At 63.7% G+C, this 14618-nt stretch carries 12 protein-coding genes; 7 read left to right on the top strand and 5 right to left on the bottom strand.

Annotated features, from left to right (window positions below; translation table 11 throughout):
• The first annotated feature begins 540 nt into the window (after positions 1-540).
• The 4 genes from KF707C_RS14255 (at position 541) to KF707C_RS14270 (ending at position 7234) form a co-directional block, all read left to right on the top strand.
• Entirely contained in the window at positions 541-1269 is a 729-nt protein-coding gene (locus KF707C_RS14255; RefSeq protein ID WP_036992910.1) for an AraC family transcriptional regulator, read from the top strand.
• Between the two features lie 71 nt (positions 1270-1340).
• Positions 1341-2237, top strand: a complete 897-nt coding sequence (locus KF707C_RS14260) for a sterol desaturase family protein (protein WP_228846183.1) — start codon at positions 1341-1343, stop codon at positions 2235-2237.
• A gap of 1038 nt (positions 2238-3275) precedes the next feature.
• Positions 3276-4568, top strand: coding sequence for a tyrosine-type recombinase/integrase (locus KF707C_RS14265; RefSeq protein ID WP_003452297.1), 1293 nt, complete (start codon positions 3276-3278; stop codon positions 4566-4568).
• 185 nt (positions 4569-4753) lie between these two features.
• Positions 4754-7234: a putative bifunctional diguanylate cyclase/phosphodiesterase gene (locus KF707C_RS14270; RefSeq protein ID WP_036992908.1), complete on the top strand. Its 2481-nt coding sequence runs from the start codon at positions 4754-4756 to the stop codon at positions 7232-7234.
• Between the two features lie 56 nt (positions 7235-7290).
• Here KF707C_RS14270 and KF707C_RS14275 read toward each other — a convergent pair whose 3' ends face one another.
• Positions 7291-7527, bottom strand: coding sequence for a hypothetical protein (locus KF707C_RS14275; protein ID WP_003452295.1), 237 nt, complete (start codon positions 7525-7527; stop codon positions 7291-7293).
• Between the two features lie 65 nt (positions 7528-7592).
• Complete coding sequence (locus KF707C_RS14280; RefSeq protein ID WP_003452294.1) at positions 7593-8795, bottom strand: NAD(P)/FAD-dependent oxidoreductase; 1203 nt, start codon at positions 8793-8795, stop codon at positions 7593-7595.
• A 329-nt stretch (positions 8796-9124) separates the two neighbouring features.
• Between KF707C_RS14280 and KF707C_RS14285 the strand changes: the two genes are divergently transcribed.
• Positions 9125-9658 (top strand): RrF2 family transcriptional regulator, encoded by a 534-nt coding sequence (locus KF707C_RS14285; RefSeq protein WP_003452292.1) that lies wholly within the window; start codon positions 9125-9127, stop codon positions 9656-9658.
• A gap of 217 nt (positions 9659-9875) precedes the next feature.
• On the opposite strand, the gene KF707C_RS14290 is transcribed toward KF707C_RS14285, so the two are convergent.
• Both KF707C_RS14290 and KF707C_RS14295 read right to left on the bottom strand, forming a co-directional pair.
• Complete coding sequence (locus KF707C_RS14290) at positions 9876-10634, bottom strand: SDR family NAD(P)-dependent oxidoreductase (protein WP_003452290.1); 759 nt, start codon at positions 10632-10634, stop codon at positions 9876-9878.
• Between the two features lie 16 nt (positions 10635-10650).
• Complete coding sequence (locus tag KF707C_RS14295) at positions 10651-11421, bottom strand: SDR family NAD(P)-dependent oxidoreductase (protein ID WP_003452289.1); 771 nt, start codon at positions 11419-11421, stop codon at positions 10651-10653.
• Between the two features lie 108 nt (positions 11422-11529).
• Between KF707C_RS14295 and KF707C_RS14300 the strand changes: the two genes are divergently transcribed.
• On the top strand, positions 11530-12420 hold the full coding sequence (locus KF707C_RS14300; protein ID WP_003452286.1) for a LysR family transcriptional regulator: 891 nt from the start codon (positions 11530-11532) through the stop codon (positions 12418-12420).
• Between the two features lie 180 nt (positions 12421-12600).
• Here KF707C_RS14300 and KF707C_RS14305 read toward each other — a convergent pair whose 3' ends face one another.
• Complete coding sequence (locus KF707C_RS14305) at positions 12601-13374, bottom strand: response regulator transcription factor (protein ID WP_003452284.1); 774 nt, start codon at positions 13372-13374, stop codon at positions 12601-12603.
• Between the two features lie 111 nt (positions 13375-13485).
• On the opposite strand from KF707C_RS14305, the gene KF707C_RS14310 reads away from it, so the two are divergent.
• Positions 13486-14589: a polyamine ABC transporter substrate-binding protein gene (locus KF707C_RS14310; protein WP_003452283.1), complete on the top strand. Its 1104-nt coding sequence runs from the start codon at positions 13486-13488 to the stop codon at positions 14587-14589.
• Positions 14590-14618: the final 29 nt, after the last annotated feature.

The following is a 14618-nucleotide window of genomic DNA, read 5'->3' on the forward strand; positions in this document are numbered from 1 at the left end:
CGTGACCGCGACGATGCGCCTGACTGTAAGGCGCGGGATGATCACTGCATTAGACGAAACGAGGAGGGCGCCAGAGTCCTGCGGGCTCTCGCTTAATCACCGACTGGGTCAGCAATATCTCGGGGCGTGAGGGGAGAGGGGATATGCTCTTGATCACGGTGGTCTGGAGAAGTCCTCCGGTCTTGCATTCCTGGCCGGGTTTGCAAGGGGACTTCTTGGCCACCCCATCAGACTTGTCCATTTGCTCGCAGCACGGAGCATCGGCCATTGCATGGCCCTGATGATCGGCGCTCTGCATCGGGCAAGGTTGTGCCGGCATGCTGAAAGCCACACCGCCGAAGGCCGGCAGCACGAGGCTAGCAATCATTACCAGGATCAATCCAATCCGACGCACAGCAATTCACCAGGCGGGGCGATAGGGCGACGATAGCAGATTGCCCCGGGGCATGAACGCTCGTTTTGGCGATAACAGCACTTCGTTGATTTGGATCAAATAGAGTGTCATGCAGGGTAGGGTGCCAAAAGCAGAGGAACTGTCAGGTGATTGCATCACAGAGTGCCAGCTGGCACGGCAAAGCCTGGGTATCTCCAGGTTTCGGGGTGTTTTTAGGGCAGGTAGGCAATCATGATTGGCATCGCCACATGGCTCACCAGATCACCATTGGTATCAACCGCGACTTGACGGTGACTACATCTGACAGCCACGTCACGGCCCGAGCCATTTGCATTCACGCGGGCGTCACTCATCGAATCGAAGCAGTTGAGGTTATTTCGATTTACCTTGATGCACTTTCTGAGGAGGCACGGGCATTCAATGCCTCTACGAGCATCTTGCCTATCGATGTGCAAAGCATTGTGTCTCTGCAGAGACTGTTGGCAACTCCCTGTATCACCGCACAGCAAATGCGGGGAGCGGTTCGCCAATTTCTTAATCTCACCGATCTGCCGATCATCGATCCACGGCTGCAACTTGTCCTTGAAGCCTTGAACGAGCCCGCCAATGGCAGACAAGAACTGGCAGACCTGATGCACCTGTCGACGACTCGTTTTTCTCATTGGTTTGTTGAACAGACTGGCTTGCCATTGCGCAGCTACCGTAAGTGGCTTCGCCTAGTCGCTGCGTTACAGCTCATTACGGCTGGCCAAAGTCTGACAGGGGCCGCCCATGCTGCAGGATTCTCGGATTCCGCGCACTTTTCCCGCACCTTTCGCAGCCTATTTGGCCTCGATCCTTCGTCAGCTCTGAGCCAGGTCAGTCTCAGCAGCTGAGGTCAGCTTTTTTGTTCAAGCCAGAACCCTGGGGACCGCCTAACGTAGGGGCATCAAGAAGAGGGGGCTGCATGATGAGCAATTGCTTCAGGTTTCTGATCCGCTGGTTCAGCTATCCCGTCATATTTGGCGGTACGGCTGGCTGGATGATCTGGCAGCTTTACGAGGGCGTGCCATATTGGCCCAGCACAGCCCTGATTGCAGTAGTCGGAATTATTCCGGTCGCCATGCTGGAGCGTCTACAACCGTGCCGTCAGAGCTGGCTTACCGACCACGGCGACACACTGACCGATCTGCTTCACCTGATCGTGAATCTGTCCGTCATCCAGTTCACCGCTGCGATTCTGGCTCGACTGGGCGATTGGGTGCCTGATGCCGCTCGCACCTTTCCAACGACTTGGCCGCTCTGGATCCAGTTGCTCATCGTAGCCATGGTTTTGGATCTCAGTCTCTATGCCATGCACCGACTCAGCCACTATGTGCCGTGGCTATGGCGCTTACATGAGCCCCATCACAGTGCAGAGCGCCTCTATTGGATGAATGGCGAGCGTCGACATCCACTACACGCGGCGATCATGGCGGGCCCTGGACTCTTGGTGCTCTTCGCGATGGGGACACCTTCAGCTCTCGTCGCAACCTGGTTTGGCATCCTGACAGTGCATCTCGCATTTCAACATTCCAACCTGGACTACTCGCTAGGCTGGATGCGCAATGTGATTGGCGTCGCGGAGACACACCGCTGGCACCACAAACGGGAGTTCGAAGATGCCCAGGTCAATTTCGGCGAGTTCTTACTGCTGTGGGATCACCTGTTTAGAACCTTCTATGACGCGGCAGAAAAGCTCGGCGATGCCCAGGTAGGACTGCAAGAAGGTGACTACCCGACTGGGTATCGGGCTCAACTGGTAGCTCCGTTTAAGCGGGTTTCACAAGCTAATAGGATTCGCCGTACCCACTCGGCGGGCTAGCACAGGACCGACCTCGCTGGCCGTTCAGTCGAGCCCAAAGTGGGTGTTGGAGCCCAGGTCAAACAGCATGCCTAGCGGGAAGGCCTGAGCCAGCGGGACACAGGTTTTTGGATCTTCACTTCCGGATGCTGAAGAACAAAACAGGTAAAGCGTTCTCCATTTTTGAAGATTAGTGCTGGGAATTTTCTATTTTTAGTTCGGTGTACTGTACGAGTAGTACTTGGAGGGGAAAAATGAATATAGCATTTACCATAATATACATTATGGGATATTTCCTACGGCTTGGTCAGAGGAAGGACCAGTATCGGTAAGGCAATTCGGGATGCTGCATCAGCACGGTCCTTCAGATCGCCACGGATGCCGCTCCGGTTTACTACTTGGTCGCCGGAACTCGCCACCTTGCTTCCGCAGCCATTCATTGTTCGCTCACGCCGTCCGGATACGGATTGGCTGGGAGATCGCCTGGGTGCATCGACCAACTTCCGCGCTCGGTGCGTGCAGCGTCATGGGAGACCGTCATCTCGGTGACGTGACGTTTGCGCTCTGGTGAGTGGCAACGGATATCGCCTGGCTGCCGTTGGCGCGTCCGTAGGCGAAATCTGCAGTACCTGGGCCCGTGATCATCACCAGATTTCAACCAGGATGAGCTTGAGGTTCGCCACTGGAGTTTGCTTCGGCTGCCGGCAAGGCACCCTGGCCTCGAAGCGGTTAGCTCATCGAGTCGGCAATGGTTTCAGTCCGGCAAGGAACCTTCAGGGCGTTCCGGGGGCGGACTATCCTCGAGGCCTTGTCCAGGGAGCGGATTGCCAGCGCATGCACGGTTGATCCCGGGAGTGGGCCTGCTGACTCCGGCCTGCTCTTTCGATTGACCATGGCAAGACCGAGAACACGGCTGGAACCCGGTTCGCGGGATGTGCCCCAGCAGGGCGCGACCGCTTCGAATGAGATTCAATATCCGATAATCACCAGACCCGGATATTGCTTTATACTGCGCTGAAAGCACCGATCTAGACGCATTCCTCCAGGTTGAATCCCCGCATGCCGCAGCATCCCCAGCCGCTTTTCGAGACCTTTGATCGCTTCCACGAACTCAACTTTCTGCACCTCAATGGCGAGCTTCCAGTGGTTCGGGGGTTCCTCGAAGGCTGTGCCGATGAGATCCAGGCCGTCGAGGGCTATCGCGCCGTTCGGGGATTTCTCAAGTCCTACGCGGGCAATGAGGCCACCTTCAATTCCTACCGGACCCATGTCGAGCGGCTGTTGCTCTGGTCGCTGCTGGTCGCGGGCAAACCCCTGGTCGAACTGCGTCGACGGGATGCGGAGGCCTTCATGGAGTTCTGTCTCAACCCGCCCGCCGACTGGATCGGCCCTGTCGTGAAGTCCCGCTTCCTGCGCGTGGGCGGCCGCAAGAAGCTGGACACCGACAGCTACATCGTCAACGCGCAGTGGCGTCCCTTCAGCCACAGGGTGGCGAAGCGTGAGCGCAAGATCGCCGAGGAAGCCGTGACCACCCTTCCCTCCCGGCCCTATCGCATGTCCCAGGGCTCGGTGGCCCAGGTCTTCGCGGTGTGCGGGAGCTTCTTCCAGCACGCCATCGATGAAGGCCTGACGGAAGTGAATCCCTTCCGTGCGGTGAAGCAGAAATCCATCTACAAGCAGCGCAACACGCTGGATGTCGCCTCCCGCTCGCTGACCCAGTTGCAGTGGAGCTACGTGATCGAGACCGCCGAGCAGATGGCCGCCGACGATCCGGTACACGAGCGCACGCTGTTCATCGTCGCCACCCTGTTCTCCATGTACCTGCGGGTTTCCGACCTGGTTGGGCGTGACAACTGGACGCCGACCATGGGCGACATTCGCCGCGACAGCATGGGCAACTGGTGGTTTCACGTCGTGGGCAAGGGCAACAAGGCGGCGAAGATCAGCATCCGCGATGACTATATCCAGAACTACCTGGTTCGCTATCGCCAGCATCTGCAGCTCTCTCCCCTGCCCTCCGCCCACGAGAAGACGCCGCTGATCAGCACCCTGAAAGGCCGAGGTGGATTGTCGGACCGGCATATCCGGTTGCTCCTGCAAGAGGTGTTCGACATCACCCTGACGCGCATGGCCCAGGAAGGCTGGAGCGATGACGAAATCGATCAGCTGCGTTCGGCGTCACTGCACTGGCTCCGACACACCTCCGCGACCTTCGACGCACCCCATCGCGACATGAAGGACCTCCAGGCCGACCTGCGCCACAACAGCCTCAGCACCACCCAGAACACCTACTACAACTCCCTCGACGAACAGCGCGCTCACTCGGTCAAGGGCCTGAAACTCAAGCGCTGACGGCTGGGGCGTGCAGGCCAGAGCGATTCCCTGGTCCGTTCATGGCACCGGACGGCCGGCCAAGACAAGTCATTCGGCGGCCAGAATACTGGCCCGGAGACAGCTATGCTTCAGTGAACCTGACCCGGGCGTCGGTCCTCGCTGCTGGAGGAACCGCCGTGAAGCCCGTAGCCGGAGATCGCGAAATGGATGTCCCCGACGACAAGCTCCACGCCCGGCCGGACAAGGGCAAACAGGAACGGAAGCCCCGCGCAGCCAAATGGCACCGGATGTATTTCTTCCTGGCCGGGTTCGACGTCCTGGTGGTGGTGCTCAGCGTCCTGCTCAACCACCTGATCGTCGAGACCTACCACCGCTCCATCCAGGCCAACCAGTCCTGGGTCCAGCAGCTGTCCAGCTTCTCGACGCTGGGTAACCTCGCCTCGGCCGTCAACGCCCCCGGCAACAACGTGTTCGACACGCTCGACGTCGATGCCGAGTCGAAGAACATGGCGAACGCCCTGAAGGCTTTCGACGCGCACCTGGACAGCACCCAGCGACAGCTGGAGGCGCGCATCGCCGACCAGACCGCGCACAGCGCCGATATCCGCGCCCTGACCCTGAACCTGCGGGACGACGTGAATGCGGTCGACAGGGCCATGATCGAGATGGTCGACGAAGCCCTGCTGATCTTCTCGTTCTTCAGTGATGGGCAATCGGAGAATGCCGGCAAACGCATGGCCACAATGGACCGCAAGTACGCCCGCCTGCTGTTATCGCTGTCCACGGTGCGCGAGCGGGTCGGCCTGATCCAGAGCAAGCTCCTGGAAGAGGAACAGGAGTCGGTGGAAGAGCTGCGTCGCGTCGAGTTCGCCATCATGCTGTTCGTCCTGCTGATGGTCAGTGCCGCGATGGTCTATGGGCGGCGAATCAAACGGGAAATGGAACACCAGGCGGCGGAAAAGGAAGGCTATCTCAGCGTGCTCAGGGAGAGTGAGCGGCAATTCCGCCAACAGGCTTCCCTGCTGGACAAGGCCCAGGACGCCATCGTGGTCTACGGCATGGACTACCGCATCCTCTACTGGAACAAGAGCGCTGAACGACTGTACGGCATGTGCCGGTCCGAGGCCTTGGGCCAGTCGGCGAAGAAGCTGCTCTACCAGGGCGACAAGGCGTTCGACCTGGTGGTGCGCAGCCTGGTCAAGAACGGAGACTGGGCCGGCGAGGTGAATGTCCGGCGCAAGGATGGCTGCACCCTCACCCTGGAGAGCCACCGCACCCTGGTGCGGGACGAGGAAGGCCGGCCGCAGTCCGTGCTCTCCATCGACACCGATATCACCCACCGCAAGGCCGCCGAGAAAGAGGTGCAACGTCTCGCCTTCTACGACCAACTGACCGGACTGGCCAACCGCCGGCTGATGCTGGACCGTCTCCAGCATGTGCTGGCGGGCAGTTCCCGCAGCCTCAACACCCATGCCGTGATCCTCATCGACCTCGACAACTTCAAGGCGCTGAACGACACCCTCGGCCACGATCGCGGCGACATGCTCCTGCGCCAGGTGGCCCAGCGCCTGTCAGGCTGCACTCGCGAAAGCGACACCGTTGCCCGGCTGGGCGGCGACGAGTTCGTGGTGCTCCTGGAGAACCTCAGCGAAAACCCGCCGGAGGCGGCCGTCCAGGCCAAGGCCATCGGCGAGAAGATCCTGGCGGCGCTGAACATTTCCTACCAGCTGGATGGTTACGACCACCACAGCACCCCCAGCCTCGGCATCGCCCTGTTCCAGGGGCAGTTGAATTCCGTGGACGACATCATCAAGCGTGCCGACCTGGCCATGTACCGGGCCAAGGCGGCCGGTCGCAATACCCTGTGCTTCTTCGACCCGGAGATGCAGTCGGTGGCCACCGCCCGCGCCAGGCTGGAGGCGGACCTGCGGCTGGGCCTGCAACACCAGGAGCTGCTGCTCTACTACCAGCCCCAGGTCAACAGCGAAGGGCGCATTGTCGGCGCCGAGGCCCTGATCCGCTGGCGTCACCCTGACCGGGGCCTGGTGCTGCCGGCCGATTTCGTGCCCGTGGCGGAGGAAAGCGGCCTGGTGCTGCCGCTGGGACGCTTCGCGCTGCAAAGCGCCTGCAGCCAGTTGGCGATCTGGGCCCGGCACCCGCAGACCGCGCGATTCGAGATGGCGGTCAACGTCAGTCCCCGTCAGTTCCACCACAACGATTTCGTCGACGAAGTGCTGGACGTGCTCAGGTACACCGGTGCCGATCCAGGGCGGCTCAAGCTCGAACTCACCGAAGGCCTGCTGGTGGAGGACATGGAAGGCACCATCGCCAAGATGATCCGCCTGAAGGAGATCGGCATCGGCCTCTCCCTGGATGACTTCGGCACCGGTTACTCGTCGCTGTCCTATCTCAAGAGCCTGCCGCTGGACCAGTTGAAGATCGACCAGTCGTTCGTCCGTGACGTGCTGCGCGACCCCAACGCCGCGGCCATCACCTGCGCCATCATCAGCCTCGGCCAGATCCTCGGCCTCACCGTGATCGCCGAGGGCGTCGAAACGGAGGCCCAGCGATCCTTCCTGGCCAGCCATGGCTGCCTGGCCTACCAGGGGCACCTCTTCGCCCCTCCCCTGCCCGCCGAGGCCTTCACGGCGTTCGTGCGGGAGCGGTTGGTGGCGGAACACTAAGCCCTGATCGGGCGGCGATCACGGCCAGACCGGGTGATTGGTGGCCTTCGAGGCGGTCAGTCCGCCGTGAAGTCCAGGGCCACCAGCCAGCGTCGCCCGAGCATCGCCTGGATCAGCCCCTGAACCGGCTCGCCGCAGGGGGCCAGTTGCAGATTCAGGGCCCAGTCTCTGCCGCATTCGGTTTCAGTCCCGGGCCTTAGCGCCCAGCCATGCTCCGGTAGCGACTCCGCTACACAGCGGGCGATGACCGCCTGGGCAACGGGGCGGGTGGTGATCAGCAGCGTGAGGGACATGGCGGCCTCCAGGGCGGACGTTGGGCCGGGCCGGCGCCCCGAGGGGCCCGGCCCGGCAGGGTGGATCAGGCGACGACGGGGATCAGCGGGTCGGCGGCGGCCAGGGCAATGGCTCGCTCGGCGGCCGGCGGGTAGATCCAGACGCTGTTGATCTGCTGCTTCAGGGCCTTGCCTTCGGCGCGCTCCAGCTTTACCTGGCGGTCCCAGCCCTCGGTGAACACCGCGCCCCAGGCGCCGAGGTCGAGACAGGTCACGTACTTGGGCTGGCGGTACGGGATGGGCTCGACGCCGAGCAGGCTCGCGGCCGCGTTGTTGCCCGCCGACCGTCCCAGGGCGATGGCGTGCTGGCAGGACATCAGCGCATGGTTGCCCGCGTCGTCCACCTTCGCGTAGGCCGTATCACCGGTGGCGAACACCGAGTCCTGCCCCAGCACCAGCAGGTTGTCGTCCACATGCAGGCGACCGTGGGCGTCGCGCTCGCCGGGCACCTGGCCGGCCAGGCCGCTGGCCCGCACGCCGACCGTCCAGATCACGGTATCCGCCTCGATGCGCTCGCCGCTGGCCAGGATCACGCCGCTGGCGTCCACCGCGCTCACGCTGCTGTTCAGGCGCCATTCCACCCCCAGCTCCTGGCTGGCTTCGACTATGGCGGCACGCGGGCCCGCGCCCAGGGCAGCGCCGATCTCACTGCCCCGGTCGATCACGATCACCCGGACCGGAGCATCCTGGCCGAGCACGGCGCGCAGGCGCTCCGGCATTTCAGTGGCGGTCTCGATGCCGGTGAAACCGCCACCCGCCACCACCACGGTGTTGCGGCCAGCGGACGCGGGGCGCTCGGCCAGGGCGTGGAGATGACGCTCCAGGCGCACGGCTTCTTCCAGTTGATCCACATCGAAGGCGTGCTCCATGCCCGCCGCTGAGGGTCGCACCACCTGGCTTCCAGTGGCCAGGATCAGTCGGTCATAGGACAGCTCGCCGGGCTCTCCTGCGCCATTCCGGTAGCCGACGACGCGGTTCGCCACGTCGATGCGCTCGGCGCTGCCCTGGATGAAGGTCACGCCGACGGCGGCGAACAGTTCGCCCAGCGGTGCGGTCATTCGCTGCACGTCCGGTTCATAGAAGCGCGGGCGAATGCGCAGTTCGGCCTGGGGGGCGAGCACCGCCACCTGAACGTTATAGCGATCGTGCAGATCCAGCAGTCGAGTGGCGCTGAGGGCGCTCCACATGCCACCGAAACCGGCGCCGAGGATCAGGATGCGTTGAGTCATGTCTATCTCCAGAAAGTCGTGATGCGAGGGATGGGTGACGGCACCCGCTAGTGTCGTGCCGGACCCGAAGACTCGTAGTTTCGAACTGAACCGGCTAACTGCGACTTTATTTGTCGTAGTATTTTGAGGCAAGCTTTTTTTGCTTGCTCCCCCCTGCCGCTCGTCGCCATTATCCCCACAAAGGCGCGCAGCCTCTGTTATTGAGGGCGTCGACTTTCTACCATAAGCACTGTGGGGATAGGCTCCAGCGAGGTTAGGGCGTCTCCATGGTGTGGAATGCAGCCCCAATGGTTCTGAAGTAATGGCGACATTAATAGTCGGAGTTAAAGATGGCGTTGTACAGCGCGGGCGTTGAGTACGGAATCCACTGCCTCCTCTACCTGGCGGACGAGAAAGGCGATGGGCGCGAGGCCAGCGTGCGTAATCTGGCCGAACTCCAGGGCGTTCCCCCGGAACTGCTGGCCAAGGTCTTCACGCGCCTGGCCAAGGCCGGACTGGTGACGGCCACCGAAGGTGTTCGGGGAGGATTCCGCCTGGCGCGTCCGGCCGATGAGATTTCGGTGCTGGATATCGTGCGCGCCATCGATGGCGACAAGCAGATCTTCGAATGCCGAGAGGTGCGCCAGCGCTGCGCCCTGTTCGCGGAAGGCTGCCCGGAGCCGGACTGGAGCAAGCTCGGCCCCTGCACCATCCACGCGGTGATGCTCCAGGCCCAGCAGCGCATGGAAGAGGCCCTGGCCCAGCAGACGGTGCTGGACCTGGTGCGTCGTGTCTCGCGCAAGGCGCCAGCGGAGTTCGGCGAGCAGGTCCTGCGCTGGATGAACGAGCGCCACGACGGCAAGGCGGAAGTCGGCCCGCTGTAGGGGACCAGGGAATTCATCTATCGGTCGGTGAAGCTACGAGAGCCAGCCCGCGCCCGTAGGATGGCGTAGCGCGCAGCGAAACCCATCACCGTGCCCACGCCCGGCCCCGATGGTGGGTCGGTGAAGCGTGACCCACCCATAGCGTGCCGACGAGCGCCCGTAGGATGGCGTAGAGCGCAGCGAAACCCATCACCGTGCCCACGCAAAGCCGGCCGGCTCAGATCCCCGCCGACAGCCCGCAGTCGATGGCCATGTCCGCGCCGGTGATGGAACGGGCGCTCGGCTGGCAGAGGAAGTACGCCAGTTCGGCCACCTCTTCCGGCTGGATGAAGCGGGCGCGCTGCTGCTGCGGGTACTTCGCCAGCAGGTCTCGGTAGTAGCCTTGCGGGTCGCCGTTGCCATAGCGCTCGGCCTGGAACTTCAGCATCGGAGTCTCGATATCGCCGGGGGAAACGGCATTGCAGCGCACCCCGTCCGGGGCCAGGTCCAGGGCCAGCGTCCGGGTCAGCAGGGCCAGCCCGCCCTTGCTCGCGCAATAGGCCGCCGCATTGCGGTTGCCCTGGCGCCCCGCATCGCTGGAGATATTGACGATGGCGCCCGCGCTGGCCTTCAGGTGAGGGATGGCGGCGGAACACATGAAGAAGGCCGCCTTGAGGTTCACCCCCAGCACCAGGTCGAAATCCTCCTCGCTGAAGCGCTCCACCGGCCCCTCGCGCCAGACCCCTGCGGCGTTGACCAGGGCGTCCAGGCGCCCGTAGGCCGAGACGGCCGCCGCCACCGCCGCCCGGCAGGTAGCGGGCTGGCGGATATCCCCGGCGTAAATGGCGCAGGCGGGGTGAATTGCCTGCACCTCCGCCAGTCCGGCGGCATCCAGATCGGTGGCCAGGACGCGCCAGCCCCCTTCGCTGAAGCGGCGCACCAGCGCCCGTCCCAGGCCACCTGCGGCGCCGGTGATCAGTACCACGGATTCGTTCATGCTCCTGCTCCTTGCCTCAGGGGGCCTTGTTTTCCACCAGGCAATTGCCACCGTCCACCACCAGCAACTCGCCGGTGATGTAGCTGGCTTCCGGCGATGCGAGGAAGGCCACGGCACTGGCCACCTCCTCCGGCCGCCCTGCCCGGCCGACGGGCACGTAGCGCGCCGCTTCCACTTCCTCCGGCGTGCTGGAGCCGGTGGCGATCCAGCCCGGCGCCACCGAGTTGACGGTGATGCCCTGCTTGGCCACCTCCGGCGCCAGGCCCATGTTCAGGCCCACCATGCCCGCCTTGGCCGCGCTGTAGGCCGCCTCCCCGGGGTTGCCGCCTCGGGTGCCGGTGGTGGAACTGATCTGCACGATGCGGCCATAGCCCCGCGTCTTCATGCCGGGCAGCAGTGCCCGGGTGAGCAGGAAGGCGGTGGTCAGGTTGCGGGCGATGGACAGCTCCCAGGTGGCCAGGTCCATATCCGCCACGTCGGCGAAAGGCTCCGGACTGCCCTGCATGGCCATGCCGGCGTTGTTCACCAGGATGTCGACGCGTCCCCAGAGCGACTCGGCCCAGGCGGCGAAGCTGCGCACCTGCGCCTCATCGGTCAGGTCGACCGCCCTGCCCTCCGCTGCAAAACCCATGGCGCGCAATTCCGCGACCCGTTCCGTGATACGCGCGCTGCTGGCGGTGACGATGAGCCTGACGCCGTTCGCGCCCAGGCGACGCGCGATCGCCATGCCGATGCCCGCCTCGCTGCCGGCGCCGCTGACCAGGGCCACCTGGCCCTCCCACGACATGCTGGACATTTCCACTGACCCCCCCGTTGTTCATCGATGGAGTGGAAACTAGACCTTGATCGCTGATAGAAAAAGACGACAGCTATCAGAAAAATTGAAAACCAGCCCATGAGCTTCTCCCGTGATTCCCTGCAGATGTTTCTCGCCGTACTGGAGTGCGGCTCCTTCTCGGCCGCCGCGCGGCGCCTGGGCCGAGTGCCTTCGGCCGTCAGCATGGCCATCGCCCAGCTCGAAGCCGAGCTGGACCTGACCCTCTTCGATCGCAGCAGCCGCAATGCGCTCCCCACCGCCGCCGCCCGCGCCCTGGAGCCCCAGGCCCGGCAGGTGGCGGCGCAGTTCAACCTGCTCGACGCCCAAGCCCTGCAACTGCACCAGGGGTTGGAGCCCCGGCTGGTCCTGGCCATGGCGCCTGAGCTTCAGGCCGGGCCCTGGAGCCGGCCGCTGGCGACCCTCGCGGACGAGTTCCCCACTCTGGAAATCGAGCTGCGATCCGCGACCCAGGCGGAAGCGGTACGCCAGCTCCACGACGGCGAGGTGCAATTGGCGCTGGTGTTCGAGCGCCCGGGCATCGACGAACGGGAAAGCTTCCTCGAAGCCGGCAGCCAGTTGCTGGTGGCGGTGGCCAGCCCGGTGCTGGGGAACCGCCTGCTGGATGAGCGGCTGCGTGCGGAGGTCCGCCAGATCATCGTCGCCAGCGGCGAAGCGACCGGCTCCGACCCGCAAATGGTGCTGTCCCACCGAATCTGGCTCACCGACAGCTACCTGGCGACCCTGGACCTGGTGCAGGCCGGACTTGGCTGGGCCTACCTGCCCGCTCCCCTGGTCCAGCCGCTGATGGCCTCTGGTGCCCTGGCGGAGGTGCGCTTCGACAACATGGCCAGCCGCCTGCGTCTCTGGGTGGACATCCTCTGGCTGAAAAGCCGGCCGCCGGGGTTGGCGGCACGGCGCTACCTGGAACTGATCCGGGCCTGGAATCCCGAGGAACCCCGGCGCGGATGACCAGAATGGGGGCTGCCCACGCGCCGACCGAAATGAGGCGACGAGTCGACGTATGGCGAGCCGCAGAACGGCAGGTAATCACGTCGATGGGGTAACCCACCACGGGTAGGAGTCATGAGCCTGACTTTGCAGGACGTGGCCTGGCCCCCAGCGATTGGCCGACTGATGCTCAGCGGCTGCTCAACGCGGCTGTAGCAGCAGGCCGAAGAGCTCGGCGTGACCGTTGACGCTGAGCTTGTGGTAGAGATTGCGTCGGTGCACCTTCACCGTTTCCGGGGAGATGCCCAGGCGTTGGGCGATTGCCTTGCTGGAGAACCCCTGCAGAATCAGTTGGGCGGTTTCCAGCTCGCGCGCGGACAGGCGCGCGTCCAAGCGGTCCAGCAGGGTCGCTAGATCGCCGGTCGCAGCCGCGGCGACCCGGCCCGTCGGCGGCAAGAGTTGCAAGTGCCGACGCATGGCGGCCAGCACCCAGTCGCGCACGCACAACAGGCGGCCCTGCTCGTCGTGGCCGAAGGCGGTGGAGCGCCCCAGAGACAGACCGAGCACGGCGCCTTCGAGCTTGCAGATGAACTGCAGTTCACCACTGCCAACCACCGGGCGGAAGTAGCTGAGGTAGTACTCGCTCTGCTGGAACTGGTCGGGCGCTACCGACTCGAGGCTGTGCAGGCCATCGGCGATGCCGCTGCAGGCGGCCTGGTAGAACGGATCGAGCAGGTACATGCCGGCGCAGTAGTCCGCCAGATCCTCTCGCTCGTCCACCCCGGCGCGGAACTCGAAGTCGGCCAGAAGATGCGGCACCCGGCCTGGCTGGTTCAGGGTCACCAGGGCATTGTCCAGCGGCACCAACAGACGCAGGGTGTCCACCAGGCAGCGCCAGAATCCGTCCTGGCCCAGGGCGCCGAATACCCGCGCCAGGCTCTGGTGTATGGGCAACTCTTTCAACAAGGCTTCCACGCACTACCCCTTTCGAGTAACCCATGATGGGAATGGGTGAGTACCACCCCTGCGGATACGCTGCATCCTCCCGATCTTCACCGGCCTACAGCAGGCCAGGAGCGCCACATCATGCGTCGTCACCGCTCGTATCTCAACCTCGGAATGGGTGCCTGCCTATCGGCCTGGATAGCGGCCGCCGCAGCGGATTCCCCTAGCGTGCATGTGTACAACTGGTATGACTATATCGGTCCCACAACCCTGAAAGACTTCAAGCGCGACACGGGCATCATGCCCATCTACGACACCTTCGACAGCGCTGAAATCCTGGAGAGCAAGCTGCTCACCGGCGGTAGCGGTTACGACGTGGTGGTAGCCAGCAACTTCAGTCTGCCGACGCTGATCAAGGCCGGCGTCCTCGAGCCCCTGGATCCCGCCAAACTCCCGAACCTCAAGCACATAGACCCTGAGCTGCTGGCCAAGCTGGCCAGCAACGATCCGGGCAACCGCTATGCCGTGCCTTACATGTGGGGCACCAATGGTATCGGCTACAACGTCGACAAGGTCCGCGCCGCCCTCGGCGAGCAGGCCCCGGTGGACTCCTGGGATCTGCTGTTCAAGGAGGAAAATCTGGCCAGGCTCAGCCAGTGCGGCGTCGCCTTGCTCGACTCGCCCTCCGAGATACTGCCCATCGTCCTGCAGTACCTGGGGCTGCCACCCAACAGCAATAACCCCGACGATTACCAGAAGGCCGAGGCGCTGCTGCTCAAGCTGCGTCCGCACATCGCCTACTTCAACTCGTCCAAATTCATCACCGACCTGTCCAACGGCGATATCTGCGTGGCGGTGGGCTGGGCCGGCGGCATGCTGGACGCCAAGGCCAACGCCGTGCAGGCCGGTAACGGCGTGCGCATCGAATACAGCCTGCCGAAGGAAGGCGCGCCGCTGTGGTTCGACACCCTGGTACTGCTCAAGCAGGCGCCCCACCCCGCCCAGGGGCTGGCCTTCATCGACTACCTGATGCGCCCGGAAGTCATCGCGCCGATTACCGACTACCTGCGCTACCCCAACGGCAACCGCAGCGCGACGCCCCTGGTCAGCGCCGAGACCCGCAACAACCCGGCCGTTTATCCGTCGGCAGAGACCATGGCCAGGTTGTTCACCCTGGAGCCCCTGCCGAAGAAGACCGAGCGCATCCGCACCCGCGTCTGGAGCAAGGTGAAGAGCGGCCAGTGAACCACCCGGACATTTCCTGAAATCCACCT

The sequence above is a fragment of the Pseudomonas furukawaii genome, assembly GCF_002355475.1.
Taxonomy (GTDB): Bacteria; Pseudomonadota; Gammaproteobacteria; order Pseudomonadales; family Pseudomonadaceae; genus Metapseudomonas; species Metapseudomonas furukawaii.